A 25,745-nucleotide genomic window follows, 5' to 3' on the forward strand; every position below is an offset into this window, starting at 1 on the left:
CAAAAAAAAGCACCTCCGTCACCCCCTTTTCATCGAAAAATGGTTTTCTTAGAAACAAAATATTTTGTTGTTCCACCACAGTTCGACCCCTTCCGTCCGGGTATCCATTGCGTTTACTTCCTTCGCCTGCTACAATGAAAGCGGCATCTGTCCGGGTTCTCCTCCCGGACAGGAGTCTCACCCGATCGAGTTATCCATCCGCTGATTCATAAGGAGGTTTTTTCATGCGACGCAGACTTCTCTCCCTGGCGCTTTCCGCCGGATTGATGCTCTCTCTGTCCGCCCCCGCTCTGGCTTACAGCGATACCGCCGGCCACTGGGCCGAGTCAGTCATCCAGCGGGCCACCAATTACGGCCTGATGGTGGGCTATGAGGACGGCCGCTTCGGCGTGGCCGACAACCTGAACCGTGCTTCCTTTGTGACCATTCTCTGTCAGATGTTCTCCTGGGAGGCGGTCCGGCCCGATCACGCCAGCTTCATCGACTGTCCCTCCTCCCACTGGGCCTACGGCTATGTGGAGGCGGCCCGGGCCCACGGCGTCATGGACGCGGGCGGGAGCTTCCGCCCCGACGACTACATCAGCCGGGAGGAAATGGCCGTCATGCTGGTCAAGGCCCTGGGCTATGACACGCTGGCAAAGAGCGCCGCGGCCGATCTGCCCTTCTCCGACGTGACCGAGAACCAGGGCTATATCTCCCTGGCCTACCACATCGGCATGGTCTCGGGTATCGAGGAAGACGGCAAGCTTCTCTTCAAGCCCGCCAGCTCGGCCACACGGGCCGAGGCCGCCACCATGTTGGTGCAGGTCTATGAGCGCTATACCTCCACCATCGAGTGGCTCCACGGGTTCTATGCTCTCTCCTCGTACAGCCAGATCGACCTGACCCGGCAGATGGACGCCGTCTCGGTGGGCTGGGCCCGGATGGAGTACGATCCCCAGCGGGGAGCGGTCCTCAACACCACCAGCGCGGGGGGGAACGACTGGAAGATCCCCGCTCAGAGCGAGGCGGCCACCGGCTATTTTGAGAGCAATGGCATCCCCTATAACCTGTGTGTCTTTGGAAGCGCTTCCGACTCCATCACTCTCCCGGACGGCACCACCACCTCCACCGTGGCGGCCGTGACCGCCTCTTCTGCCAGCCGGGCCCAGGCCGTGGCCGCGCTGGCCGCCGCCGCGTCCGACTATGCGGGCATCACCATTGACTTTGAGGGGCTCAAGGACAAGGACGGCCTGAAGGAGCACTTTGCCTCCTTTATGTCCGAACTGCGTGCCGCCCTTCCGGCGGACAAGCGTCTGTATGTGTGCGTCCAGCCCGGGCCCTATAACAATGGCTTTGACTTTAAATCCCTGGGGGAGAGCTGTGACAAGGTCATCCTCATGGCCCACGACTACCGCCCGCCGGTCTCCAGCCTGAAGGTGGGCTCCATCCCCTCGGAGAGCTTTGCCCTCACCCCCTTCTCCAAGATCTATGCCGCCCTGGTGGAGATCACCGCCCCCCTCACCGGCGTGCAGGACAAGAGCAAGCTGGCCTTGGCCTTCTCCATGGATACCACCGGCTTCCGGATCGACGAGAACGGGCGTGTGCTGGAGAGCAAGTATTACCGTCCCACCATGGAGACCCTCTCCCAGCGCCTGGCCCAGAGCGACACCACTGTTACTTACAGCCAGACCGCCCGCAATCCCTACGCCATCTACACCGACGAGAGCGGGGCGCGCTATCAGGTCTGGTTTGAGGATGCCCAGAGCATTGCGGACAAGATCGATCTGGCCCAGATGTTCGGCATCACCGGCTTCTCCTTCTGGCGTCTGGGGAACATCCCAACCTATAGCAACTATAACCTGTGGACCGCCGTCCAGGCCGAACGTCCATAGCCCATCACTGGATCGGAGAGATCCATCAACAGGAGGATGACCTGACATGAAGGCATCATGGAACGCACGGCTCCGGGACGTTTTCCTCATGACACTGGGGATTGTTCTGGTCTCCATCGGCGTGTATTTCTTCAAATTTCCCAACAACTTCTCCATGGGCGGCGTATCCGGCCTGGCCGTGATTTTGGCCCCTCTCTCGCCCTGGCCCTGGCTGAGCGCCTCGGCCATCAACGGCGTGATCAATATTCTCTTTCTCTTCCTGGGCTTTGCCATGCTCAACCGTGGGTTCGGCCTGCGCACGGTCTACTGCTCCATCCTCTACTCTCTGGTCATCCAGGCCTTTGAGTGGATCTGTCCCCTGGACGCCCCCCTCACCCACGAGAAGATGCTGGAGCTCTTCTTTGCCGTCATCTTCCCCGCCCTGGGTTCGGCCATCCTCTTCAACATCAACGCCTCCTCCGGCGGCACTGACATCGTGGCCATGATTCTGAAAAAGTACACCGGCCTGGATGTGGGCAAGGCCCTGCTTCTGTCCGACGTGGTCATTGCCGCCTCCACCTTCCTGATCTTCGATGTGGAGACCGGTCTCTTCTCTATGCTGGGCCTGGTGCTCAAATCGGTGCTGGTGGACAGCGTCATCGAATCCCTCAACCGCCGGAAAAACTTCTTTATCATCACCTCCGACCCCCGTACGGCCTGCGACTACATCACCCTCCGCCTCCACCGGGGCGCCACAGTGTGGGAGGGCGAGGGCGCCTATACCCACGAAAAGCACTGGGTGGTCCTCACCGCGCTCTCCCGGGGCCAGGCGGTGGCCCTGCGCCGCTACCTCAAGGAGAACGATCCCCAGGCCTTCTTTATCATCGCCAATTCCAGCGAGATCTTCGGCAAAGGCTTCCTGCGGGCCTGAGTACAAAAAACTGCGGCCGGATACCAATGGTATCCGGCCGCAGTTTTTCTCTTATCGCAGAAGTTGGATGCCTCCCACGATGGGCAGGGGCTTCTCCACATCCTGAGCCGCGTTGATGATGCCCACAATGGTCAACACCAACAGCACCAGATAGAGGATCTGTACCACGATCAGCAGCAGCCAGCCCAGCACCGGGATGACCGCTAAAATCTGCGAGACCACCGAGAGCACCAGACTGCACACACACAGGGTCAGCGCCTGGTTCAGGTGAAAGCGGCAGGCCGCCCGGTCCCCCAGCAAAAGCGCAATAATCAGTCCAATCAGCGTCAAATATGCCACAACATTGGTTGCTTTCCGACTCATAGCCGTTGGCTCCTTTCCTCTCTTTCCACCAGGGCATGCCGCCCCGGGCCCGCGTGATTTGGGTTCTTTCAGTATAGCACAGCCCTCCGGCCGGCTTCAAGGGCGGCCGGAGCTTTAGGAAATATTTCCCACTCGACCCCCTTCCCCTCCCTTTGCGCGATTGTATGGTAAAATATGGTTATCAAATCTGTTGTGACAAGGAGGGAAGCTCCCATGCTTTTATCTCGAAAAAAGGGACTCTTTGAGAGTACCCGCGTCCTCTTTCTCCCCGCCGACGCCATTGCGCCCAACCCGAACCAGCCCCGCAAGGCCTTTGCCCAGGACGGCTTGGAGGAACTGGCCGCCAGCATCCGGTTATATGGCATCCTTCAGCCCCTTTCAGTGCGCAAGGTGGAGAGCGGCTATGAGCTGGTCTCCGGGGAGCGCCGGCTCCGCGCCTCTCAGATGGCAGGACTGACCCAGGTTCCCTGTATTCTGGTCAATGTAGATGATGAGGCCTCCTCTCTGCTGGCCCTCATTGAAAATCTCCAGCGGCGGGATCTGGATTTTGTAGAAGAGGCAGCTGCTCTGGCCAAGCTGATTCGCACCTTCCACCTCTCCCAGGAGGAGGCCGCCCAGAAGATTGGAAAATCCCAGTCTGCGGTGGCCAACAAGCTCCGGCTCCTCCGCCTCCCCCCCGATGTACTGGCCCTGCTGCGGGAGAAGCACTACTCCGAGCGGCACGCCCGCGCCCTCCTCCGTCTGCCCACCGCCGAGGAGCAGCGCTCCGCCGCCCACTATGTGGTGGAGCACTCCCTGACCGTGGCCCGCACTGAGGAGTACATTGACTCTCTCCTGGCTCCTCCTCCGGCCGCTCCCCGGCGCAAGCCGGTCTTTATCCTCAAGGATGTCCGGCTCTTTCTCAATTCCATTACCAAGGGACTGAGCATGATGCAGAGCGCGGGGGTAGATGCCAACTGTGACCGGGAGGATACTGAGGACTCCATCCTGCTCACCATTCGCATCCCAAAGCGCGGTCGAAGCTGATGTTTCACGTGAAACCATCTTCCCCTTCTTTTTCCCTCTCTCCGTATGTTTCACGTGAAACATACGGAGTTGTTTTTTTATTTTTGCATTTTCGGTTGCGCTCCATCCAGGATGGCATTATAATAAGGTCTGCTGAATCTATGTTCCGGTGGTTTTTGCTTTTATCCCACTCAGGGCTGTATTATGGAAACCACTTGGCAAAATTCAACTTACTTATTCTACCGTGCAGGTAAAAGGCAGGTGCATTATGGCAAAAACCATCGCAATCGTCAACCAGAAAGGCGGCGTCGGCAAAACTACCACCTGCGTCAATCTGGCCGCCGCCCTGAAGGCCTTGGGCTCCCGGGTACTGGTGTGCGATTTTGATCCCCAGGCCAACACCACGTCCGGCTTTGGGGTGGACAAGGTGACCGCCTCTCCCAACATCTATGATGTGTTGGTCAACGACGCGGATATCACCAAGGCCATCGTTCACACCGACTATGCCGACGTGCTCCCCACCAACAAGGCGCTCACCGGCGCCACGGTGGAGATGATCGCCATGGACCGGCGGGAATACCGGCTCAAGGACGCGCTCTCCAAAGTGGCGGGAGACTATGACTACATCTTCATTGACTGTCCTCCCTCTCTGGAGCTGCTCACCCTCAACGCCCTGTGTGCGGCCGACAGCATCCTGGTGCCGGTCCAGTGCGAATACTATGCCCTGGAGGGACTGTCCGATCTCCTCTCCACCGTGCGGATCGTCAAGCGGGCCCTCAACCCGGACATCACCATGGAGGGCGTAGTCCTCACCATGTACGACGGGCGCACCAACCTCTCGCTCCAGGTGGCCGAGGAGGTCAAGCGCCATTTCCCCGGGCAGGTCTATGCCACCGTCATCCCCCGCAATGTACGGCTCTCCGAGGCCCCCAGCCACGGACTTCCCGTGTCGGCCTACGACAGCTTTTCCCGGGGTGCGGAGGCCTATGCCGCCCTGGCCCAGGAGGTCCTGGACCAGAACCGCACCTGAAGCTCACATCACTTAGGAAAGGACTGAGTATATGGCATCCTCAAAGGACCGCGGACTGGGCAAGGGCCTGGGCGCCCTGCTGGGCGACAACGCCCTTCAGCCCCAGGAGGGCGGTTCCCTCTCCCTCCCCATCTCCGAGGTGCAGCCGGGCCTCAAGCAGCCCCGCAAGCGCTTTGACGATGAGACGCTGGCCGATCTGGCCGACTCCATCCGCACCCACGGCATCATCCAGCCCCTCACCGTCCGCCGCCTCTCCTCCGGCTATTATCAAATCATCGCCGGGGAGCGCCGCTGGCGGGCCGCCAAGCTGGCGGGCCTCCATGAGGTCCCCGCCGTCATCATTGAGGCCGACGACCGCACCGTGATGGAGCTGGGCCTCATCGAAAACCTCCAGCGGGAGGACCTGAATCCCATCGAAGAAGCGGCCGGCTATCAGACCCTCATCGACGAGTACGGCCTCACCCAGGAGGAGGTCTCCAAGCGGGTGGGCAAGTCCCGCTCGGCCGTGACCAACGCCCTGCGTCTCCTCTCCCTGCCCGACGCGGTACACCTTCTGTTGGAGGAGGGGCGTCTCTCGGCAGGCCACGCCCGGGCCATCCTCTCCTGCCCCGTGAAGGAGCTCCAGAAGAAGCTGGCTCAGAAGGTGGTCAATGACGGACTCTCCGTCCGCCAGACCGAGGCGCTGGCCAAGCGGCTGGCCAAGTCGGAGGAGGCCCTGGATGAGGCCCCTGCCGCACCGGCTGCCGCCGACTTCTCCCTCTACCTGCGGGACGCGGAAAAGGATCTCTCCAGCCGCTTCGGCCGGAAGGTGCATATTATAAATGGTAAGAAGAAGGGTAAAATCGAATTGGAGTATTACAATACCGATGACCTGAATCTTCTCCTGGAGGTGCTGGAGCAGCTCCCCTCCTCCGGAAAGGAGGTCGAATAAGCCGTGCACGATGACAACCACGAGCAGCCTCTTCAGCACGAGGCGGAGCACGCCAAGCCGGGTAAGAAGAACGCGGTGCTCCTCTATCTGGTGATCCTCTTTGCCGCGGCCTTCCTCCTGTTGCTCCTCTCCTATTTTATGCAGCAGCGCACCAATCAGGAACGCTATAACGACCTGCAGCAGACCTCCAATTCCACCGTGCAGACCCTGGATAACATGCTCCAGGAGAATGAGGATCTGAAAAACCGGGTGGCCGAGCTGGAGGAAGCCAACGAGGCTCTCCACGAACAGCTCCAGGACAGCCGGGTGGAGCTGGCGGAGGAAAAGGAGTCCTCTCAGCAGGCCCTCACCGCCATGGACTGGTTCTGGCGCATCCAGCGGCAGTACTCCCGGGGCTACTACACGAAGGCCCGGGAACTCATCGCCACCTTTGAGGCTACCGGCCTTCCCCAGTATCTCCCCACCGAGAACCTGACCGGCCAGGAGGGTCTCTCCCCTGCCGAGCAGTACCGGGATATCCTGGACCTGCTGGATGTGGAGACGACCTCCGCGCCCTCCCCTTCCCCCTCTGCCCAGCCCTGAGCGGCAGAGCTTCCCCCGCGCGATTTTGAATGACGAGGTGTAACACAATGTTGGATATTCGTTTTGTCCGGGAAAACCCCGAACTGGTCAAGGAAAATATCAAGAAGAAGTTCCAGGAGGAGAAGCTCCCCCTGGTGGACAAGGTGCTGGAGCTGGACGCTGAGAACCGCGCCACCATCCAGGAGGCCCAGGACCTGCGCACCGCCCGCAACTCCAAGTCCAAGCAGGTGGGCGTGCTGATGGGCCAGTCCAAGAAGGACCCCTCCAAGCTGGCCGAGGCCGAGGCCCTCAAGGCTGAGGTCAAGGCGGACGCCGACCGTCTGGCCTATCTGGAGGGTCGCGAGACTGAGCTGGCCGAGGAGATCCGCAAGATCATGCTGGTCATCCCCCAGATCATTGATCCCTCCGTGCCCATCGGTCCCGACGACTCCGCCAATGTAGAGGTGGAGCGTTTCGGCGAGCCCGTGGTGCCGGACTACCCCATCCCCTACCACACCGAGATCATGGAGTCCTTTGACGGCATCGACATGGACGCCGCCGGCCGGGTGTCCGGCTCCGGCTTCTACTACCTGCTGGGCGACATCGCCCGCCTCCACGAGGCCGTGCTGGCCTATGGCCGTGACTTTATGATCGACAAGGGCTTCACCTACTGCATCCCCCCCTTCATGATCCACGGCAACGTGGTGGAGGGCGTCATGTCCTTCGCCGACATGGAGTCCATGATGTACAAGATCGAGGGCGAGGACCTCTACCTCATCGGCACCAGCGAGCACTCTATGATCGGCCGCTTCATCGACCAGATCATCCCCGCTGAGAAGATGCCCCAGACCCTCACCTCCTACTCCCCCTGCTTCCGGAAGGAGAAGGGCTCTCACGGCATCGAGGAGCGCGGCGTCTACCGCATCCACCAGTTCGAGAAGCAGGAGATGATCGTGGTCTGTAAGCCCGAGGAGTCCATGGACTGGTACGAGAAGATGTGGCGCTACTCCGTGGAGCTCTTCCGCAACTTCGACATTCCCGTGCGCCAGCTGGAGTGCTGCTCCGGCGACCTGGCCGACCTGAAGGTCAAGTCCTGCGACATCGAAGCCTGGAGCCCCCGTCAACAGAAGTACTTCGAGGTCTGCTCCTGCTCCAACCTGGGCGACGCCCAGGCCCGCCGCCTGAAGATCCGCTACCGGGACGACGAGGGCAAGGTCTGCCTGGCTCACACCCTCAACAACACCTGCGTGGCTCCCCCCCGCATGCTCATCGCCCTGCTGGAGAACAACCTCCAGGCTGACGGCAGCGTGAAGATCCCCAAGGTCCTCCAGCCCTACATGGGCGGCAAGGAAGTCCTGCTGCCCAAGAAATAAGAGCGCACATCCAAACACAAGACCCGGGGCGGCGGAATTCCGCCGCCCCTTCCCTTCTTTTTTTATTTACGATCGTGAGGTTTATCATGTCAGTCAATCAAAAGGCCACCGGCTTTCTGGCCGAGTTCCGCAAGTTCATTGCCCGGGGCAATGTCATGGACCTGGCGGTGGGCGTCATCATCGGCGGCGCCTTCAAGTCCATTGCCGACTCCCTGTCCAACGACCTGCTCATGCCGCTGCTGGGTCTGCTGACCCCCAGCGGACTCTCCCTCTCCGGCTGGACCATCGGTCCGGTGGCCGTGGGACATTTTCTGGACACGGTGCTCAGCTTTCTTATTACCGCCTTCGCGCTGTTCTGCCTGATCAAGGCCCTGAATGTGTTCCACCGGAAAAAGGAGGAGGCCCCTGCCGCTCCTCCCGCTCCCTCCAAAGAGGAAATCCTGCTCACCGAGATCCGTGATTTGCTGAAGGAGAGATCGTAATGCCGGACGACAAGATCCCCGGAGAGAACAAGCCCACCTATACCCCCGCCTCCCCCATCAAGCGTGCCCTGGCCTGGATGGGCATTGTCTACATGGTCATCCTGGTCCTTCTCACCACCTATAATCTGGCCACGGGGGAGCCGCTCCACGGTATCCCCGGCATCCTGCTCTTCCCCGCCTGCGGCGGACTCTCCGCCATCTCTTTTCTGAAATACCGCGCCGAGAAGCGTCTGCCCATGCTCCTCCTGGCCGTGCTAGCCGCCGTGGCCTGCCTGGTCAATCTGGTGCTGGGTGTGACCGCTCTCCTGGGCGCACTGGGAGGTTGAGCCCATGAAAGAACAAATTCAAGCGGGGCTGTCCGCCCTGGGTCTTCTGGACCGGGTGCCCGCCCAGGCTCCGGACCAGCTGGCCGAATACGGCCGTCTCCTGCTGGAAAAGAATCAGGTCATGAACCTGACCGCCATCACCGACCCCGACCAGGTGGTCAAGCTCCACATGCTGGACTGTGCCGCTCTCCTCACCTGCGCCGACTTTGCGGACAAGCGCCTCGTCGACGTGGGCACCGGAGCCGGTTTTCCCGGCATGGTGCTCAAGATCCTGGTCCCATCTCTGGATGTGGTGCTGCTGGACAGCCTGAATAAGCGCCTGGACTGGCTGGGCGAGGTGGCCCAGACTCTGGGGCTCTCCGGCATCCAGACCCTCCACGCCCGGGCCGAGGAGCAGGCCCTCCATCCCGGCTGGCGGGACAGCTTTGACCTGGTGACCTCCCGGGCGGTGGCGTCCCTGGAGCTGCTCAGCGAGCTGTGCCTTCCCTATGTGAAGGTGGGCGGACAGTTCCTGGCCATGAAGGCCGTGGACTGTGAAGAAGAGCTCTCCCGCGCCGCGGCGGGGATCGCCAAGCTGGGCGGGACCCTGCGCCCCAGCCAGGACTATACCATCCCCGGCACGGAAGTCACCCACCGTCTGGTGCGTATGGACAAGACTTCCCCCACCCCAAAGGGGTATCCCAGAAGATGGGCTAAAATACAGAAATCGCCAATAAGATAAAGAAATTCTAAAAAATGGTTTCATTTTTTCTGATTTGCACAAATTCAGAGGGAAAGACCATTGTATTTTCCGCCATTTTATGATACATTAGACTGGCGAAAAGGGAGGCAACCCCATGTCAACTGCAATCGCGATCACCTCCGGCAAGGGTGGGACGGGCAAGACCTCACTCACCGGCGGCGTGGCCTCCTGCCTGGCCGCCCTGGGACACAAGGTTTTGTGCATCGATATGGACATCGGACTGCGCAATCTGGACCTTTCCCTGGGGATGAGCGACCGCGCCCTGATGGACTTTACCGACGTGGTATCCGGCCGCACGACGCTGGAAAAGGCAGCGGTGGCCCACCCGGTCATCCAGGGCCTCTATCTTCTCACCGCGCCGCTGACCCAGCCCCGGGATGTGATCACTGAGGAAAAACTGCGCGCCTTCCTGGCGCAGGCCAAGGCTTCCTACGACTATGTGCTGATGGACGCCCCCGCCGGTCTGGGCGGCGGGTTCCGTATGTCGGTCTGCGGCGCGGACCGGGCGCTGGTGGTCTCCACCACCGACGCCTCCGCCCTGCGGGACGCCCAGCGCACCGTTGGAGAGCTGAGCCGTTCCATCCGTTCCCTGCATCTGGTGGTCAACCGGGTGCAGCCCAAGCTGCTCCGGCAGCTGCGCACGACCATTGACGACGCCATGGACGCCGCCGGTCTGCCCCTTTTGGGCGTCGTGCCCGAGGACCCTCAGGTCATGCTGGCCGCCAACCGGGGCCAGCCCCTCATCCTGATGGCCCGCTACGGCGCCGCCCGGGCCTATCTCAACATTGCCCGCCGCCTGACCGGCGAGCGCGTCCCGCTGATGCGGATCCGGTAAGCCGGTCCGCCCCTGTATTTCTCAACACGAGAGGAGTCCTGTTATGAATATCGCCCTGATGAGCCATGACCGCAAGAAAGAGCTGATGGTGCAGTTCTGCATCGCTTACTGCGGCATCCTGTCCAAGCACACCCTGTGCGCCACCAACACCACCGGACGGCTGGTGGCCGAGGCCACGGGTCTGCCGGTCAATCTCTTCCTGTCCCACACCCACGGCGGCAGCCAGCAGATCGGCGCCCGCATCGCCTACAATGAGATCGACATGGTGCTCTTCTTCTCCGATCCCCAGTCCACCGATCTGGAGGCCGATCTCAACTATATCACCCGCCTGTGCGACCAGTACAACATCCCCTTCGCCACCAACGTGGCCACGGCCGAGATGCTGATCCACGGTCTGGAGCGGGGCGATCTGGACTGGAGAGATATCATCAATCCCAAGACCAAACCTTTTACCGCCTAAGTGCAGCCGGGCCGTCTCTCGCGGCCCGGTTTTCCACATTATGCGCTCTTTTTGTGGAAAACATTTCGCTTTTTCAGAGAGGAGGCACCCCTATGGACCCCAAAAAGCGATACCGTCTCTCCGTCCTGGGCGTGGGGATTGGGTTTCTGGCCCTGGGCTGGATGAACCTCTCCCTCCACAGCGAGGTGGAAAACCTCTCCCGCCGGGTCAGTGACTATCAGGAGAATGTGACCCACTGGAACCAGGAATTCAGCCGCTCCCTCTCCAACCAGGAGACCACCATCCGGGACGCCCTGGCGTCCGAGGCCAGCCTCTTTACCGGCGTGGAGACCGCGCTGGACGACCAGGACGGCGGCCTGGTCCTGGCGGTCTCTCTCATCCCCAAGGAGTTTTCCCCCGGAGATACCGCCCTCCTCGCCTTGGACACCGGGGAGAGCATCCCTCTGACCTACCAGGAGAACGGGCGGCTCACCGGCGCCCTCCCCTGCTCTCTGCGGCGGGAGCTCAAGCCGTCGGTGACCCTCCTGCGGGGGGAGACACGCTATTCCGAGGCACTTCCCACCCTTTCCAGTGATACGCTCTACCTCAGCGGGGAGTGCAGTATAGGGCCGGAGGACACCGTCCTTCCCACCCGGATGGACCTGAACCTCTACCCCGCTGATTCCACCCTCACCCTCTCCACCCTGGAGGTAGAGGTCCGCGCTGTCCATCCCACGGACGAGAGTCTGCCCGGTGAGCTGCTAGCCTCCTTCCCCGCGTCTAAGCAGCCCGACGGAAGCTGGCAGGCCGATCTGAGCTCCTTTTCCGGGGACGGGCACGAGGAGCCTCTCCTCTACTGGATCGCCGGGCGCAGCGACGGCGGTCTGGAACTGCGCAGCTCCTACTCCGCCAGTGAGGTGGTCTTCTCTTCGGACAACAGCTTCTCCTATGCCTACGGTTCCTTTAATCTTGTCCCGGTTTTTCCGGAGGATAGTTGACTTTTTCCCCGGTTTGGGATACTATTGAGGGGCATGACCGCTATGACGGGGCAAGTACCGCGGACACCGCCGGACAGAGAGGCGCGCCTTTGGGCTGCAAGCGCGCCACGGCAAGGAACACGGGAGACGGCCTTACCAGCGGGCCCGGAGACGGGCGCGGTCCCCTTCCCGCACCAGTGAAGGCCAGAGGGCGGAGGTTTCTCTCTCCGCTGAACATGGGTGGCACCACGGAAGCAGACGCTTTCGTCCCATAGGAGATGGGACGAAAGCGTTTTTTTATCCTCCCGCTCCCAATACGGATATCCCGTCACATCCACTATCCTTCTATAAAGGAGAAATCACTATGGCTCAAATCAAACCCCGCACCCTTTCCGGTTTTATGGAACTGCTGCCCGCCCGGCAGGTCCAGTTTGACCGGATGGTGGAGACCCTGCGCAAGACCTATTCCCTCTACGGCTTCACCCCCCTGGACACTCCCGCCATCGAGGCCAGCGAGGTCCTGCTGGCCAAGGGCGGCGGCGAGACCGAGAAGCAGATCTACCGCTTCACCAAGGGAGACAGCGACCTCTCCCTGCGCTTTGACCTCACCGTCCCCCTGGCCAAGTATGTGGCCCTCCACACCGGTGACCTGACCTTCCCCTTCCGCCGCTTCCAGATCGGCAAGGTCTATCGGGGCGAGCGGGCCCAGCGGGGCCGCTTCCGGGAGTTCTATCAGGCCGACATCGACGTCATCGGCGACGGCTCCCTGGACATCATCAACGAGGCGGAGATCCCCTCCATCATCTACAAGACCTTTACCGCCCTGGGCCTCAAGCGCTTCCAGATCCGGGTGAACAACCGCAAGGTCCTGAACGGCCTCTTTGAGATCCTGGGCCTGAAGGAGCAAGCTGGGGACGTGATGCGCACTATCGACAAGCTGGAGAAGATCGGCCCCGAGAAGGTCAAGGAGCTGCTGGTGAACGAGTTCTCCGTCCCCGCCGCCACCGCCGATCAGCTGCTGGAGCTCCTCTCCACCGCCGATCCCATGGCCGCCCTCAACGCCCTCAAGGGGCAGAACGAGCTCTTTGACCGGGGCGTGGAGGAGCTCTCCACCGTGGTGAATTATATGTCTGCCTTCGGCGTCCCCGCGGAAAACTATCAGGTGGACCTGACCATCGCCCGCGGTCTGGACTACTACACCGGCACCGTCTACGAGACCGCCATGCTGGATCACCCGGAGATCGGCTCCATCTGCTCCGGCGGCCGGTATGATAACCTGGCGGAATATTACACCAACAAACAACTCCCCGGCGTGGGCATCTCCATCGGCCTGACCCGGCTCTTCTTCGTGCTGGAGGACCAGAAGTACCTGAACGACGACCTGCTCACTGCCCCCGCCGACGTGCTGGTGCTGCCCATGACGCAGGACCTCTCCCCCGCCATTGCCCTGGCCACTCAGCTGCGGGAGGCGGGCATCCGCACCCAGCTCTACACCGAGAACAAGAAGTTCAAGCAGAAGATCGGCTACGCCGACAAGCTGGGCATCCCCTATGTCATCTTCCTGGGCGAAGATGAGGTGAAAGAGGGCAAGGCCGCCGTCAAGGACATGGCCACCGGTGAGCAGCTCACCCAGAGCGTGGAGGAGGCCATCGACCGCATCCGTGCGGGTCTGGCCCAGCGGGCTGAGGGCACCCCCATCCGGGATCCCCACAACTGATGTTTGGGGCCTATCCCCCAAATTTTTAAGCCAGTTAGTTATATTTCTTTTCTATATTACGATTTGGAGTTGATTTTATGACACAGAACCGCACGCATACCTGCGGCGAGCTCCGCATGGAGCATGTGGGCCAGACCGTTACCCTGGCCGGTTTCCTGGAGAATGTCCGTGAGGTGGGCCAGAACTTCGCCTTCCTGGTCCTGCGGGATTTCTACGGCACCACCCAGGTGGTCATCGAGACCGAGGACATGATGAACGTGGTCAAGCCCCTCAACAAGGAGTCCACCATCCGGGTCACCGGCGTGGTGCGGGAGCGTGATTCCAAGAACCCCAAGCTCCCCACCGGCGACATCGAGGTGGTCCCCACCGAGATCAAGGTGCTGGGCCGCTGCCGCCACAACGAGCTCCCCTTCCAGATCAACCGCAGCCGGGAGGCCGATGAGACCGCCCGCCTGAAGTACCGCTACCTGGACCTGCGCAACCCCGCCGTGAAGCAGAACATCATCCTGCGCTCCAACGTGGTGGCCGCCCTCCGCGCCTCCATGATCGACCACGGCTTCATGGAGATCACCACCCCCATCCTCACCGCTTCTTCGCCGGAAGGAGCCAGAGACTATCTGGTGCCCAGCCGGAAGCACCCCGGCAAATTCTACGCTCTCCCCCAGGCTCCTCAGCAGTTCAAGCAGCTGCTGATGGCCTCCGGCTTCGATAAGTATTTCCAGATCGCTCCCTGCTTCCGGGATGAGGACGCCCGCGGCGACCGCTCCCCCGGCGAGTTCTACCAGCTGGATATGGAGATGGCCTTCGCCGATCAGGAGGACGTGTTCGCCGTGCTGGAGGACGTGCTTCCCCCCATCTTCGCCAAGTACGGCACCTACAACGTAGCCTCCTCCGCCCCCTTCCAGCGCATCCCCTACCTGGAGGCCATGGAGAAGTACGGCACCGACAAGCCCGACCTGCGCATCGACCTGACCGTTCAGGATGCCACCGAGGTCCTGGCCGGCTGCGGCTTCGGTCCCTTTGAGGGCAACACCGTCAAGGCCGTGCCCGTCACCAACTTCACCGCCACCCGCAAGCAGATCGACAAGCTCTGCGCCGACGTGGAGGTCCAGTCCGGTCAGAAGGCCTACTGGTTCCGCCTGGACGAGAAGGGCGAGATCGTGGGCGGCATCGCCAAGTTTGTCCAGCCCATCAAGGACGCCGTCATTGCCGCGCTGAACCTTCAGCCCAACACCTTCGTGGGTCTGACCGCCGGCAAGAAGCTCACCGCCCAGAAGACCGCCGGTGTCCTGCTCAAGCAGGTGGCCGCCCTGGCCCCCGAGCACTTCGACAAGGAGCGCTATGAGTTCTGCTGGATCGTGGACTTCCCCATGTACGAGATGGGCGAGGAGTCCGGCGAGCTGGAGTTCTGCCACAACCCCTTCTCCATGCCCAACGGCGGACTGGAGATCCTGAAGCAGGCCGCCGCCGGTGAGGTGGACCCCCTCACCATCACCGCCTTCCAGTACGACCTGGTGTGCAACGGCGTGGAGCTCTCTTCCGGCGCCGTGCGGAACCACGATCCTGAGATCATGATCGAAGCCTTCCAGCTGGTCCGTCTGGGCGAGGATGACGTGAAGGCCAAGTTCCCCGCCATGTACAACGCCTTCACCTACGGCGCGCCCCCCCATGCGGGCATCGCCCCCGGCGTGGACCGCATGGTCATGCTGCTGGCCGGTGAGGACTCCATCCGGGAGATCATCCCCTTCCCCATGAACAAGAACGCCCAGGACCTGATGATGGGCGCCCCCTCCTTCGTGGAGCCCAAGCAGCTGGATGAGCTGAACATCGTCTGCACCAAGAAGGAAGAAGAGACCGCCGAATAAAACAACACCGGCGCCTGCGGATTACTCCGTGGGCGCCGGTGTTTTGTATGGGCCAATTCTCAGGACGCGCCTGCCCGGCGAGGGTACCGCTTTCTTTTCCGCAAGAAAGCGCTGGGAAAGAACGGGCCGGGGGCTTCCACAAATGCCAGACCAAACCCTTTCCGCAGGGGTAAAAACCACCCCGGAAGGGGGTACACGCCTCGCGGACGCTGGTCTGCCGTCACCGCCGGGGGTGCACTGAGGGGGAGGTCCGGAGGGGGAAGCGCCCTCGTTCCCCCTCCGGCGTTTTCTTTCCCTCCTCTTTCTTTTCGAAAAGAAAGAGGAGTTCCCGCCGAACAGGCGCGCTCCCCCGCCGGGCAGGCGCGCCGCCTCATTTTGCATATCTCTGAACAAAATTTTTTAGATTCCAGACAAACTCCCCCATCTTGTGACCTGATTCGCACAAAAACACAAGAATAAGGGGTTGACGGGAAGGACAAAACAGTGTAAACTACTCTTTGTAACCAATTTGTAATCTTTTGATACCAGTTTGTGTCCTGCACAACGACGATAAAAGGGAGGTCCTTCCCATGGACGAGTTATTACAGCAGCCCCGCGCCCCGCGGCGCGAGGGCTTTTCTGCGGCCGATGCGGCCGCCCTTCCCCGCCGCCTGCGGGATTCCGCCTTTGCGCGGGCAGAGCGTTTCCTGCAGGAGAACTCCGCTGCGGTGCGCCGGGTGGATCAGGCCCTGGCCTGGATGCGCTCCTTCAACCCGCTGATCTTTCTGGCTGCCGCCACTCTGATGGGCGTGGCCAGCGTGCTCGCCACCGTCTATGTTCCCAGCTATCAGGTGCTGGTGGACGGTCAGGCCATCGGCGTGGTCGCCACCAAGAGCGACTTTGAGGGCGCGGTGGATCGGGTGGAGGCCCGGGCCACTGAGATCTTGGGGCATACATATGTGATGGACGGCGAGGTGGAGTATCGCTTCGCTCTCTCCGAGCGGGACAGCATCCCCCCCGCCACCACCCTGGAGCCCTATCTGCTGGACCGGATCGGCGACGTGATGAAGAGCTACGTCCTCTCGGTCAACGGCCAGGTGGTGGGCGCGGCCGAGGATCAGTCCACTCTTACCGCTCTCCTGGATTCCATCCAGGCTACCTATGAGGATGAGAATACCATTTCCTCCAAGTTTGTGGATCAGGTCAACATCACCCGGGAGTACATCTCCGCCGATGTGGAGCAGGATGTGGCCGACATCCAGGCCACCCTCACCTCCAACACCAACGGCGAGACCACCTATGAGGTGCAGGCCGGAGATACCTTTATGGCGCTGGCCTTTGACAACGGCATGACCATGAAGGAGCTGGAGGCCCTCAACCCCGGCATTGATGTCAACAAGCTCATGATCGGTCAGGTCCTCAACATCAAGGAGGAGATCCCCTTCCTCTCGGTGGAGACCGTGGACGCGGTGACCTATACCGAGTCCATTGCCGCCCCCGTGCGCGAGGTGGAGGACAGCTCCATGTATGAGGGGGACACCAAGGTCCTCTCCGCCGGTTCAGCCGGCACCCAGCAGGTCTCCGCCAACGTTACCTATATCAACGGCAAGGAGACCGCCCGGGAGGTCACCAACACCACTGTTCTCACCCAGCCCACCGAGAAGGTCGTGGCGGTGGGCACCAAGGAGCGTCCCTCCTGGCTGCCCAAGGGCTATTTCATCTGGCCCACTTACGGCAACGTCACTTCCGGCTACGGCTACCGCTCCATCTTTGGTTCTTACAGCTTCCACCGGGGCATTGACATCGCTGTCCCCTACGGCACCTCCATTGCCGCCGCCGACGGCGGAACGGTCATCTACTCCGGCTGGCAGGGCACTTACGGCAAATTGGTCATCATCGACCACGGCGACGGCCGTCAGTCCTACTACGGCCACAACTCCAGCCTTCTGGTCAATGTGGGCGACAAGGTCTATCAGGGTCAGACCATCGCCAAGGCCGGCTCCACCGGACGCTCCACCGGCAATCACTGCCACTTCGAGGTCCATGTGAACGGCAGCCTGGTCAACCCCTATAACTATCTCCCCTGATGAAGCAAACAGCGCCCCCGCTCCGATCGGAGCGGGGGCGCTGCCTATTTTAACGTCCGTTCTCCTCCCGCTTGAGGCGCTGGAGGTAACGCTTTTTCTTATGGGTATACCACACGCAGTTGACCACATTCCCCAGGATCAGGATGTTTCCACACAGGTAGAGCCACACCAGCAGAATGATCACCGAGGCCAGGGACCCGTAGACCAGGGAGTAGCGGGAGGACATGCCGATAAACCAGGAAAAGAGCGCCGATGCTCCTACCAATGCCACCGCCGCCAGAAAGGCCCCCCGCAGCACCGGCGGGCGGGGTTTCCCGATGGGGGCGGACATCCGGTAGACCAGGGAGATAAATACCATCACCAGACAGAAGAGCAGCAGAAACCGCAGCCACTGCCAGGTCCAGGGCAGGCACAATTCCTCCAGACGCAGCAGCTGGGCGATGAGCTGGAAAAGCCACTCCCCGGTGAGGACCACCACGATGGAGAGGTAGATGGTAATGAGCATCAGCACGGAAAAGACCACGCTGGCCACGATCTGCCGGATCCCCTGATAGCTGCGCCGGTCATAGATGTCATCCATAATGTTCATCAGGGACCGGAAGGCGGCCGAGGCGGCAAACAGGGTGGTCATGATCCCCGCCACCAGCAGGCCCCTGGACTGATTGATGCTGATATAGGCGAGATAGTCGGCCAGGATACTCAGGCTCTCCCGGGGCAGCAGTTCGTCCGCCGCCTGGAGCACCGCCCCGATATCCAGATGCAGCAGGCCGATAAAGGCGTTGACACAGATCAGAATGGGAAAAAAGGTCAGGATCAGAAAATAGGCCAGCTCAGCCGCAGACCGGGAAATCCGCTTGCTGAAGTAAATGTCCACGATCTCATGCAGAAAGCGCACCAGCGGCCAGTTGAGCACTTGCTTCACACACATACCCCCTTTTCGTCCGCACCACTCCACCTATCTTTCCCCGCTCTTGGGCGGGATAGAACGTATTGCGCCCTGTTCGACGGAATTTGACAAAAAAACCGCCTGCAATGCAGACGGTTTTTTCAGACCACAAATCAATTAGGCCAGCTTGTTCAGCTTGATGGTCATAGCGCTCTTCTTGCGGGCGCCGTTGTTCTTATGCAGCAGACCATGCAGCACGGCCTTGTCGACGGCCTTGACAGCCACCTTGTAAGCGCTATCGGCCTCGCTGCGGTTGCCTTCGGCCACCGCGGCCTCAAACTTCTTGATGTCGGTCTTCAGCGCGGACTTAGCGGTCTTGTTCTGCATGGCCTTGGTCTTGTTCACCAGGACACGCTTCTTGGCAGACTTGATATTCGGCAAACCAAACACCTCCTCCGATGACGATTCGCACAGTTCACCCGTGCAGATTTATATTTTAGCAGGCAATTGGGAAAAATGCAACTAGTAAATTGAATTTTTTTCGGAAAATTTTAGGCCGTAGTCCCCTTTCCGGTTTTATTGGGAACGGAATAGGGATAAAACACCAGATATAGGGGGAAGGCATATGTTACAGCGACGGACCGACCTGGCCGTGGAGGCCCACGACCTCTGGAAAGAGAGCGCCGCCCGGGAGACTACGCTTCCGGGCGTGCGGGCCCGGGACGACACCCGGGAGGGCTACCCGGTCACCCGGGTGGAGATCCTGGACCATCAAGGGGCCCGGGCGCTGGGCAAGCCCGAGGGGCAATATGTGACTCTGGAGCTCTCCGGCCTGGAGCGGCGGGAACCGGAGGCCCTTCCCCGGGCGGTGCGGGCCATCGCGGCGGAACTGACTGCCCTGCTGGGCTCCCTGCCCGCTCAGGCGCCGGTGCTGGTGGTGGGACTGGGCAACCGGGCCATCACCCCCGATGCCATCGGCCCCAAAACGGTGGAGCACACCCTGGTCACCCGCCATCTGGTCTCGGGCGCGCCGGAGCACTTTGCCCCCTTCCGCCCGGTGGCCGCCCTGGTGGCCGGCGTGCTGGGCACCACCGGCGTGGAGAGCGGCGAGCTGGCCCGGGCAGTGGCCGAGCACATCCGCCCCTCCTGCATCATCGCGGTGGACGCACTGGCCTCCCGGAGCCTGAAGCGGGTGTGCCGGACCGTCCAGCTCTCCGATACCGGTATCTCCCCCGGCTCCGGGGTGGGCAATCACCGGCACGCCCTGGACCGCTCCACGCTGGGGGTGCCGGTGCTGGCAGTGGGCGTGCCCACCGTGGTGGATGCCGCCACCCTGGCCGCCGACGTGCTCTCCGAGGCTGGGGGCGCCGATCTGGATCCGGAGACCCTTATGGGCGCCGGGGATGGGCTCATCGTCACCCCCAAGGACATCGACGCCCAGATGGCCGATCTCTCCAAGGTGCTGGGATATGCCATCACCCTGGCCCTCCAGCCCCATCTCACCCTGGAGGATGCCGAGCTCTTGCTCAGTTAATCCCCATTTCTCCAAAAACAGCCCCGTTTTCCGGCTTGACGGCCTGAAAAAAAGGTGGTAGAATGTCCCCAACATCGAGCAAGGCATTGACCGGGAAGAGTACGCATGGTCCCGGCCCAAGAGAGAAGCCGTCTGGTGCGAGGCTTCCGAAGGGCTGTGCGGAAGGCGCCCGCGAGCCGCGGCCCCAACGGGAGAATTCCCCAGTAGGCGCCGCCGGTCCCCCGCCGTTATTGGGTTTGAGTGCGGAGCGGTTTGCCGCTTCGAATTCAGGTGGAAACACGGACTTTGTTCGCCCTGAGCCGAAATCGGCTCAGGGCGTTTTTTTATCCGCCGCTTCCCTTCAAACCGTGCCGTCGGGGTCCCCCTTTCTTTCCCTAAAAACAACAAGCGAAGGAGTTTGATTTGTATGAAGAACACCGAAAAGACCATGGAAAAAATCGTCGCCCTGTGTAAGGGACGCGGCTTTGTCTTTGCCGGCAGTGAGATCTACGGCGGCCTGGCCAACACCTGGGACTACGGCCCTCTGGGCGTGGAGCTCAAGAACAACGTGAAGAAGGCCTGGTGGAAAAAGTTTGTCCAGGAAAACCACTACAACGTGGGCCTGGATGCCGCCATCCTGATGAATCCCCAGGTGTGGGTGGCCTCCGGCCATGTGGGCGGCTTCTCCGATCCTCTGATGGACTGTAAGGAGTGCAAGGAGCGCTTCCGCGCCGACAAGGTCATCGAGGACTGGTGCGCTGAGCACGACTTCACCCTGCCCAAGCCGGTGGACGCCCTCTCCCAGGCCGAGATGAAGGCCTTTGTAGATGAGCACCAGATCCCCTGCCCCTCCTGCGGCAAGCATAACTGGACCGACATCCGCCAGTTCAACCTGATGTTCAAGACCTTCCAGGGCGTCACCGAGGATGCCAAGAACACCGTCTATCTCCGTCCCGAGACCGCCCAGGGCATCTTTGTCAACTTCCAGAACGTCCAGCGCACCACCCGTAAGAAGCTGCCCTTCGGCGTGTGCCAGGTGGGCAAGTCCTTCCGCAACGAGATCACCCCGGGCAACTTCACCTTCCGCACCCGTGAGTTCGAGCAGATGGAGCTGGAGTTCTTCTGCCAGCCCGGCACCGAGCTGGAGTGGTTCAACTACTGGAAGCAGTTCTGCCACCAGTGGCTGCTGGACCTGGGCATGAAGGACGAGAACCTGCGCCTGCGCGACCATGACCCGGAGGAGCTCTCCCACTACTCCAACGCCACCACCGACTTCGAGTTCGTCTTCCCCTTCGGCTGGGGCGAGCTGTGGGGCGTGGCCAGCCGCACCAACTTCGACCTGACCCAGCATCAGAACACCTCCGGCAAGGATATGACCTACTTCGACCAGGAGAAGAACGAGCACTATATCCCCTACGTCATCGAGCCCTCCCTGGGCGCCGACCGCGTGACCCTGGCCTTCCTCATCGACGCCTACGACGAGGAGGTTGTGGACGCCGCGAAGAACGATGTGCGCACCGTCCTGCGCCTCCATCCCGCTCTGGCCCCCTTCAAGTGCGCGGTGCTCCCCCTGTCCAAGAAGCTGGGCGACAAAGCCATGGAGATCCGCGACATGCTGGCCAAGGACTTTATGGTGGACTACGACGAGGCCGGCTCCATCGGCAAGCGCTACCGCCGTCAGGACGAGATCGGCACTCCCTTCTGTGTCACCGTGGACTTCCAGACCGTGGGCACCGACACCGAGGAGGCCGACCACTGCGTCACCGTCCGCGACCGCGACACCATGGAGCAGGTGCGTATGCCCATCTCCGAGCTGAAGGCCTATCTGGCTGAGAAGATGGCGTTTTAAGAAACTTTGAGCGGCCCCCCGCAGATCTCTGCGGGGGGCTTATTTTGCTTTTGAAATCCGCCGCCTGCCCGGCGGGTGCGCTTTTGTTACCCTTTTGTTCTGGTTCTCTCCTCCAATCCATGATATGATGCACCTGTAAGGATCCATTTCAGGAAAGGAGGCTCTTATGAAACGACTGCTCTCTTGCGCTCTGCTTGTGCCGGTTCTGCTCCTGCCGGCCCAGGCCAACTCGGCTCCCACCCGCTGGGAGGGCTCCCCCGGCTCAGAGGTGCTCTCCGTGGAGGAGAACTGCCCTATTTCGGTCACCCATGAGGATCTCGCCTTTCAGATCGACCGGGGGGACTCCTACTCACTGGAGGCCCAGGTCACCGCCCGCTATCAGATGGAGAATCCCACGGAGGAGGCCCGAGCAGTCCAGATGGCCTTTTCCCTGGAGGAGTCCGTGTGGGATTTTGACCCCGCCAGCGTGTCCATCACCGCCGACGGGCGCGCCCTCCCCTTTCAGCTGATCTGGGACGGCGTATCCCCGGGCGCTCAGCCCCAGACCTTTGACCCGGACCAGACCGGCACGCTTTGCACCTTTATCCTCACGCCCACCCAGGACGGGAGCGACAACACCCTCACTCTCCCTGCCTCCGGCGGGCGTATGTGGGTGACCTATGACGGCATCCACTCCTATTCCGGGGAGGAGGACGGCTCCGTGACCCTGGGTACCAGTGAGAAGGCCACTGTCCTGGTCTACGGTCTGAATGGAGCGCCGGACTATACCGTCTCGGGCAATTATACCGTGACCACGGAGGAGCTGCCCTTCCGCACCGTTTTTCAGTCCTATCTGGAGGAACGGTATGGGACCCGCTTTGCCGGGCATATGGATTCCATCCAGGCCCTCAAATACCGCCAGCTGGAGGAGCTGTGGGAATCCTGGGAAAACAATCCCATCCTTCTGGCTGAATGGATCGAAAATTCCGATCCCTCCGCCCTGCCTCTTCAGTTCCTCTACACGGTAGACTTTCCTCCGGAGAGCACCATGGAGGTGGCCGTGACCTACACCACCCGGAGCGACGGCGTGCGGAAGGGCACCGCCGACTGGCAGCACACCTTTACCTATCTTCTCTCGCCCGCCCGGCACTGGGCGGACTTCGGTACCCTGGATCTCACGGTGGACGCCGGGGAGAGCGGCTATCCCTATGTGATCGGCTCCTCCCTTCCTCTGGAGGCGCAGCCAGACGGCTCCTACACCGCCCATACCCAGGGCCTGCCCGAGGAGGACCTCTCCTTTACCCTCTACTCCGCACCCCAGCTCTCCCTCTCCGACCGGGTAACCGCCTCCCTGGGGATCACCACCTATACCCTGGCCTTCTTCCGTCTCCTCCTGGTACCCCTGGTCCTCCTGCTGGCCCTGATCGTCTTTCTGGTCTGCCGGCGGCGCAGACACCGCAAATAATTTACCCCATCCCTTCTTCGGAGGTCGTCCCATGAAACTCCTGTCCCCATCCCTCCCGCAAAACCTCTCTCCCGCCCCTGATTTCTCCATACAGGCTGCCCACAGCGCGGAAACGCAGGAGCCCCTCTCCGGTCTTCTGGTGGAGCACGCCCTCCTCACCGGGTCCGATCTCTCCGGTCTGACCCTGGAGGGGGTGCGCTTTCAGGGCTGCCGGTTTCTGGAGTGCGACTGTTCCCATTGGGAGATGACCGACGTGGTCTTTCAGGACTGCGACCTCTCGGGCAGCACCTTTGCCGACGGGATCTGGTGCCGGGTGGCACTGGAGGACTGCCGGGCCCTGGGGACCGCCTTCCAGCAATGCGGGCTCCAGCATGTGTCCTTCCGGGGCTGCAAGCTCTCCTATGCCAACTTTACCGCCCAGCGGGTGAAGGGGGGACTGTGGAGCGGCTGTGACCTCTCTCAGGCCTCCATGGCCTCCTGTGTGTGGAAGGGCGTGGCATACTCGGAATGCAACCTCACCGGGGTGCGCTTTTTCCACACCCCGCTGGCGGGGGTGGATCTCACCACCTGCCGCCTGGAGGAGCTGATCCTCTCGGATGCCGGGGAGGAGCTCCGGGGCGTCATCGTGGATCGCTGGCAGGCCGGAGAGCTGGCCCGGCGGCTGGGCATTGTCATCCGGGAATAAAGAACGTCCCCCGGGCAGACGGAAAACGGTCTGTCCGGGGGACATTTTTTCGGGGTCATTCTCCCTGTGTGAGGGGGAAGGTCAGATCGGCCACCGTGATGCTCTCGATCTCCTCCAGCGAAAGGACGGAGGAGAAAATATCGCTCTTCTGGCACACCGTCTTACTCCCCTGGGGGGAGATGCTCCCGCCGCTGGAGGTGAGGTCTATGGTGGTGCCGTCCCGCTTGGTGAGTACCACGGGGAGGGACTCCAGATAGCGCAGGGACTCCTCCCGATCGTGGGCGCTCTGTTGGCCATTTCCTCCGGCGTTGTCCCACTGTACCTCCTGCTGCACGGTGTAGCTCACCTGGAAGGAGAGCGGAGAGAGGACCACCGAGTCCAGCGTAGCCTCCATCCCATTGAGCAGGAAGGACTGCCCAGCCGGAAGACTCACCGAGGTATCCTCAAACTGGAAGGCAAAGCGCATCTTCCACTTCCCCTGGGCCACCGGGGTACTCTTGGTATAGTCATTGTCAGTATAGACCGACAGGTTCCGGAAGGAGGCCTTGGCCGTTCCCGGCGTGAGCGGGGTATCCCCGGTGCGCAGGTCCACATACTGCACCGCATTGTCCTCCGGGTCGGCGTCAAAGAAGTAGGAGGCGCCGTGGCTCCCGCCCTGCTGTCCCACGTCCACATCGGCGCTTTCAAACCGGAGGGGGAGATAGCCGAAGGCATTGGGGGTCAAATCCTCGGCCAGAGGCTTCCCGTCCTCCCGGGCAATGGTATAGACGATGGCGTAGCTGTACCGGTCGCCCACAATGGCGTCGGCCGTGATGACCACGCCGTCCGCCGTGTCGCTGGCGCCCACGGGACGGCCGATCCGGTCGATGATCTCCGTCTGTGCAGGAGCGCCGCCGAAGACCTCGGAAAAGGCCTCACCCGCGCTCTTGAGCACGCCGGTGGCCGCGGCTCCCACCCCAACGGTCAGCACCAACGCGGCAGCCACGCCCACCGCGGCCATCCGCCGAAGCGGGCGCACCCGATGTACCGGTGCCTGGGACGCCTTCAGGAGACGCTCTGTCATGGCCTCTTTTTCCTCGGGGGTAAAATGCAGTTCATCCATGGACTGATGATAGGTTTTCATGCCAAACCCTCCTGTTCCAGCAGTGTGCGCAGCCGGGAGCGGCCCCGGCTGAGCTGGGTGGATACGGTCGCCGGGTGTTCCCCCAGCATCTGTGCGATCTCCTTGGCGGTATAGCCCTCGTAGTAATAGAGATAAATGACGGCCCGGTATTTGGGCGGAAGGAGCTCCACCGCCGCCAAAAGGCTTCCCTCCTCGGCCTGGGGACAGGCCATCCCGTCGGCCTCCTGGAGATCGGCCCTGGTCCTGTGCCAGTGACTCTTCAGCATATCCTTACAGGCATTTGCCGCCGTGCGGATGATCCATGCCTTCTCATGCTCCGGCGAGTGAAAGGCCCGTGGCTTCTCCAGCAGCTTGAGAAAGACCGTCTGACAGATGTCTTTCGCGTCCTCCCGGCTCTTGAGATAGGTATAGCTCAGCCGCAAGACCAGATCGGAATAGGTCTCCACCAGCCGCTCCGCCTCCTGGCGGCTCAACGTCGGTCTCGTATGCCTCACATCCTTTTCTTCCGTTTCAAAAGCGCTTTCACCTGGAATACGATTCAGGACCGGGAAATCTTTCACGAGGGGGAATCTTTTCTTTTGCTGCCGCGCGGGCCGCCTGTTCGGCGGGAACCCCTCTTTCTTTTCGAAAAGAAAGAGGGGAGAAAGAAAACGCCGGAGGGGGAACAGGGATGATTCCCCCTCCGTGCACCCCCGGCGGAGACGGCAGACCAGCGTCCGCAGAAGTGCGTACTCCCGACTTCGACTGCC

Annotated in this window: 25 protein-coding genes and 1 other annotated feature; of the genes, 20 read left to right on the forward strand and 5 right to left on the reverse strand. The window is 61.5% G+C overall.

Annotation, left to right across the window (positions count from 1 at the left end):
• Positions 1-224 precede the first annotated feature (224 nt).
• Positions 225-1,874, forward strand: a complete 1,650-nt coding sequence (locus I2C21_RS05650; protein ID WP_195278764.1) for an S-layer homology domain-containing protein — start codon at positions 225-227, stop codon at positions 1,872-1,874.
• A 46-nt stretch (positions 1,875-1,920) separates the two neighbouring features.
• Complete coding sequence (locus I2C21_RS05655) at positions 1,921-2,784, forward strand: YitT family protein (protein ID WP_195278765.1); 864 nt, start codon at positions 1,921-1,923, stop codon at positions 2,782-2,784.
• Between the two features lie 51 nt (positions 2,785-2,835).
• On the opposite strand, the gene I2C21_RS05660 is transcribed toward I2C21_RS05655, so the two are convergent.
• The gene (locus I2C21_RS05660; RefSeq protein WP_101692602.1) at positions 2,836-3,147 is read right to left on the reverse strand and encodes a magnetosome magnetite crystal formation protein family; all 312 of its coding nucleotides are present in this window, start codon (positions 3,145-3,147) and stop codon (positions 2,836-2,838) included.
• Positions 3,148-3,360: 213 nt separating this feature from the next.
• Here I2C21_RS05660 and I2C21_RS05665 point away from each other — a divergent pair, with 213 nt between their 5' ends.
• The 14 genes from I2C21_RS05665 (at position 3,361) to I2C21_RS05730 (ending at position 17,496) form a co-directional block, all read left to right on the forward strand.
• Positions 3,361-4,173 (forward strand): ParB/RepB/Spo0J family partition protein, encoded by an 813-nt coding sequence (locus I2C21_RS05665; protein WP_101692601.1) that lies wholly within the window; start codon positions 3,361-3,363, stop codon positions 4,171-4,173.
• Between the two features lie 247 nt (positions 4,174-4,420).
• Positions 4,421-5,182: a ParA family protein gene (locus tag I2C21_RS05670; protein ID WP_101692600.1), complete on the forward strand. Its 762-nt coding sequence runs from the start codon at positions 4,421-4,423 to the stop codon at positions 5,180-5,182.
• Positions 5,183-5,213: 31 nt separating this feature from the next.
• Positions 5,214-6,113, forward strand: coding sequence for a ParB/RepB/Spo0J family partition protein (locus I2C21_RS05675; RefSeq protein ID WP_195278766.1), 900 nt, complete (start codon positions 5,214-5,216; stop codon positions 6,111-6,113).
• A gap of 3 nt (positions 6,114-6,116) precedes the next feature.
• Complete coding sequence (locus tag I2C21_RS05680; protein WP_195278767.1) at positions 6,117-6,695, forward strand: hypothetical protein; 579 nt, start codon at positions 6,117-6,119, stop codon at positions 6,693-6,695.
• A 47-nt stretch (positions 6,696-6,742) separates the two neighbouring features.
• Positions 6,743-8,047 carry a serine--tRNA ligase gene (gene serS, locus I2C21_RS05685; RefSeq protein ID WP_101692597.1) on the forward strand — a complete coding sequence of 435 codons (1,305 nt, stop codon included), beginning with the start codon at positions 6,743-6,745 and terminating at the stop codon, positions 8,045-8,047.
• An 86-nt stretch (positions 8,048-8,133) separates the two neighbouring features.
• Positions 8,134-8,529 carry a large conductance mechanosensitive channel protein MscL gene (mscL, locus tag I2C21_RS05690; protein ID WP_101692596.1) on the forward strand — a complete coding sequence of 132 codons (396 nt, stop codon included), beginning with the start codon at positions 8,134-8,136 and terminating at the stop codon, positions 8,527-8,529.
• A complete protein-coding gene (locus tag I2C21_RS05695; protein ID WP_101692595.1) occupies positions 8,529-8,855 on the forward strand; it encodes a DUF6442 family protein in 327 nt (108 codons plus the stop codon). The genes mscL and I2C21_RS05695 overlap by 1 nt, the downstream gene beginning before the upstream one ends.
• A 4-nt stretch (positions 8,856-8,859) precedes the next feature.
• Positions 8,860-9,576: a 16S rRNA (guanine(527)-N(7))-methyltransferase RsmG gene (gene rsmG, locus I2C21_RS05700; protein WP_195278768.1), complete on the forward strand. Its 717-nt coding sequence runs from the start codon at positions 8,860-8,862 to the stop codon at positions 9,574-9,576.
• A 115-nt stretch (positions 9,577-9,691) separates the two neighbouring features.
• On the forward strand, positions 9,692-10,432 hold the full coding sequence (gene minD / locus I2C21_RS05705; RefSeq protein WP_101692593.1) for a septum site-determining protein MinD: 741 nt from the start codon (positions 9,692-9,694) through the stop codon (positions 10,430-10,432).
• A gap of 43 nt (positions 10,433-10,475) precedes the next feature.
• Positions 10,476-10,892 (forward strand): methylglyoxal synthase, encoded by a 417-nt coding sequence (locus tag I2C21_RS05710; RefSeq protein WP_101692592.1) that lies wholly within the window; start codon positions 10,476-10,478, stop codon positions 10,890-10,892.
• Positions 10,893-10,984: 92 nt separating this feature from the next.
• Positions 10,985-11,869 carry a hypothetical protein gene (locus I2C21_RS05715; protein WP_195278769.1) on the forward strand — a complete coding sequence of 295 codons (885 nt, stop codon included), beginning with the start codon at positions 10,985-10,987 and terminating at the stop codon, positions 11,867-11,869.
• 343 nt (positions 11,870-12,212) lie between these two features.
• The gene (hisS, locus tag I2C21_RS05720; protein WP_101692590.1) at positions 12,213-13,565 is read left to right on the forward strand and encodes a histidine--tRNA ligase; all 1,353 of its coding nucleotides are present in this window, start codon (positions 12,213-12,215) and stop codon (positions 13,563-13,565) included.
• Positions 13,566-13,642: 77 nt separating this feature from the next.
• Complete coding sequence (aspS, locus tag I2C21_RS05725) at positions 13,643-15,430, forward strand: aspartate--tRNA ligase (protein ID WP_101692589.1); 1,788 nt, start codon at positions 13,643-13,645, stop codon at positions 15,428-15,430.
• 569 nt (positions 15,431-15,999) lie between these two features.
• Positions 16,000-17,496: a peptidoglycan DD-metalloendopeptidase family protein gene (locus tag I2C21_RS05730; RefSeq protein ID WP_195278770.1), complete on the forward strand. Its 1,497-nt coding sequence runs from the start codon at positions 16,000-16,002 to the stop codon at positions 17,494-17,496.
• 49 nt (positions 17,497-17,545) lie between these two features.
• On the opposite strand, the gene I2C21_RS05735 is transcribed toward I2C21_RS05730, so the two are convergent.
• Entirely contained in the window at positions 17,546-18,418 is an 873-nt protein-coding gene (locus I2C21_RS05735; protein ID WP_101692675.1) for a YihY/virulence factor BrkB family protein, read from the reverse strand.
• Positions 18,419-18,559: 141 nt separating this feature from the next.
• Positions 18,560-18,823, reverse strand: coding sequence for a 30S ribosomal protein S20 (rpsT, locus tag I2C21_RS05740; protein WP_101692587.1), 264 nt, complete (start codon positions 18,821-18,823; stop codon positions 18,560-18,562).
• A gap of 184 nt (positions 18,824-19,007) precedes the next feature.
• Here rpsT and gpr point away from each other — a divergent pair, with 184 nt between their 5' ends.
• From gpr to I2C21_RS05760, 4 genes are all read left to right on the forward strand, one after another.
• Positions 19,008-19,916 carry a GPR endopeptidase gene (gene gpr / locus I2C21_RS05745; protein ID WP_195278771.1) on the forward strand — a complete coding sequence of 303 codons (909 nt, stop codon included), beginning with the start codon at positions 19,008-19,010 and terminating at the stop codon, positions 19,914-19,916.
• Positions 19,917-19,993: 77 nt separating this feature from the next.
• Positions 19,994-20,216 (forward strand) — a binding site (T-box leader).
• 106 nt (positions 20,217-20,322) lie between these two features.
• Positions 20,323-21,744 carry a glycine--tRNA ligase gene (locus tag I2C21_RS05750; RefSeq protein WP_101692585.1) on the forward strand — a complete coding sequence of 474 codons (1,422 nt, stop codon included), beginning with the start codon at positions 20,323-20,325 and terminating at the stop codon, positions 21,742-21,744.
• Positions 21,745-21,910: 166 nt separating this feature from the next.
• Complete coding sequence (locus tag I2C21_RS05755) at positions 21,911-23,188, forward strand: hypothetical protein (RefSeq protein WP_195278772.1); 1,278 nt, start codon at positions 21,911-21,913, stop codon at positions 23,186-23,188.
• Positions 23,189-23,219: 31 nt separating this feature from the next.
• The gene (locus I2C21_RS05760; RefSeq protein ID WP_195278773.1) at positions 23,220-23,873 is read left to right on the forward strand and encodes a pentapeptide repeat-containing protein; all 654 of its coding nucleotides are present in this window, start codon (positions 23,220-23,222) and stop codon (positions 23,871-23,873) included.
• 55 nt (positions 23,874-23,928) lie between these two features.
• Here I2C21_RS05760 and I2C21_RS05765 read toward each other — a convergent pair whose 3' ends face one another.
• Together I2C21_RS05765 and I2C21_RS05770 are read right to left on the reverse strand one after the other, a co-directional pair.
• A complete protein-coding gene (locus I2C21_RS05765) occupies positions 23,929-24,996 on the reverse strand; it encodes a DUF4179 domain-containing protein (protein ID WP_195278774.1) in 1,068 nt (355 codons plus the stop codon).
• Positions 24,993-25,469 carry an RNA polymerase sigma factor gene (locus I2C21_RS05770; RefSeq protein ID WP_235964138.1) on the reverse strand — a complete coding sequence of 159 codons (477 nt, stop codon included), beginning with the start codon at positions 25,467-25,469 and terminating at the stop codon, positions 24,993-24,995. Before I2C21_RS05770 ends, I2C21_RS05765 begins: the two co-directional genes overlap by 4 nt.
• Positions 25,470-25,745: the final 276 nt, after the last annotated feature.

The organism is Clostridium sp. J1101437_171009_A5, assembly GCF_015547905.1.
GTDB classification, from domain to species: Bacteria; Bacillota; Clostridia; order Oscillospirales; family Oscillospiraceae; genus Pseudoflavonifractor_A; species Pseudoflavonifractor_A gallinarum.

Excerpts from the sequence above, each read along its gene's own strand:
- I2C21_RS05650 (WP_195278764.1), top strand. The coding sequence starts at position 225 with ATGCGACGCAGACTTCTCTCCCTGGCGCTTTCCGCCGGATTGATGCTC.
- I2C21_RS05655 (WP_195278765.1), top strand. The coding sequence starts at position 1,921 with ATGAAGGCATCATGGAACGCACGGCTCCGGGACGTTTTCCTCATGACA.
- I2C21_RS05660 (WP_101692602.1), bottom strand. The coding sequence starts at position 3,147 with ATGAGTCGGAAAGCAACCAATGTTGTGGCATATTTGACGCTGATTGGA.
- I2C21_RS05665 (WP_101692601.1), top strand. The coding sequence starts at position 3,361 with ATGCTTTTATCTCGAAAAAAGGGACTCTTTGAGAGTACCCGCGTCCTC.
- I2C21_RS05670 (WP_101692600.1), top strand. The coding sequence starts at position 4,421 with ATGGCAAAAACCATCGCAATCGTCAACCAGAAAGGCGGCGTCGGCAAA.
- I2C21_RS05675 (WP_195278766.1), top strand. The coding sequence starts at position 5,214 with ATGGCATCCTCAAAGGACCGCGGACTGGGCAAGGGCCTGGGCGCCCTG.
- serS (WP_101692597.1), top strand. The coding sequence starts at position 6,743 with ATGTTGGATATTCGTTTTGTCCGGGAAAACCCCGAACTGGTCAAGGAA.
- mscL (WP_101692596.1), top strand. The coding sequence starts at position 8,134 with ATGTCAGTCAATCAAAAGGCCACCGGCTTTCTGGCCGAGTTCCGCAAG.
- I2C21_RS05695 (WP_101692595.1), top strand. The coding sequence starts at position 8,529 with ATGCCGGACGACAAGATCCCCGGAGAGAACAAGCCCACCTATACCCCC.
- rsmG (WP_195278768.1), top strand. The coding sequence starts at position 8,860 with ATGAAAGAACAAATTCAAGCGGGGCTGTCCGCCCTGGGTCTTCTGGAC.
- minD (WP_101692593.1), top strand. The coding sequence starts at position 9,692 with ATGTCAACTGCAATCGCGATCACCTCCGGCAAGGGTGGGACGGGCAAG.
- I2C21_RS05710 (WP_101692592.1), top strand. The coding sequence starts at position 10,476 with ATGAATATCGCCCTGATGAGCCATGACCGCAAGAAAGAGCTGATGGTG.
- I2C21_RS05715 (WP_195278769.1), top strand. The coding sequence starts at position 10,985 with ATGGACCCCAAAAAGCGATACCGTCTCTCCGTCCTGGGCGTGGGGATT.
- hisS (WP_101692590.1), top strand. The coding sequence starts at position 12,213 with ATGGCTCAAATCAAACCCCGCACCCTTTCCGGTTTTATGGAACTGCTG.
- aspS (WP_101692589.1), top strand. The coding sequence starts at position 13,643 with ATGACACAGAACCGCACGCATACCTGCGGCGAGCTCCGCATGGAGCAT.
- I2C21_RS05730 (WP_195278770.1), top strand. The coding sequence starts at position 16,000 with ATGGACGAGTTATTACAGCAGCCCCGCGCCCCGCGGCGCGAGGGCTTT.
- gpr (WP_195278771.1), top strand. The coding sequence starts at position 19,008 with ATGTTACAGCGACGGACCGACCTGGCCGTGGAGGCCCACGACCTCTGG.
- I2C21_RS05750 (WP_101692585.1), top strand. The coding sequence starts at position 20,323 with ATGAAGAACACCGAAAAGACCATGGAAAAAATCGTCGCCCTGTGTAAG.
- I2C21_RS05755 (WP_195278772.1), top strand. The coding sequence starts at position 21,911 with ATGAAACGACTGCTCTCTTGCGCTCTGCTTGTGCCGGTTCTGCTCCTG.
- I2C21_RS05760 (WP_195278773.1), top strand. The coding sequence starts at position 23,220 with ATGAAACTCCTGTCCCCATCCCTCCCGCAAAACCTCTCTCCCGCCCCT.
- I2C21_RS05765 (WP_195278774.1), bottom strand. The coding sequence starts at position 24,996 with ATGAAAACCTATCATCAGTCCATGGATGAACTGCATTTTACCCCCGAG.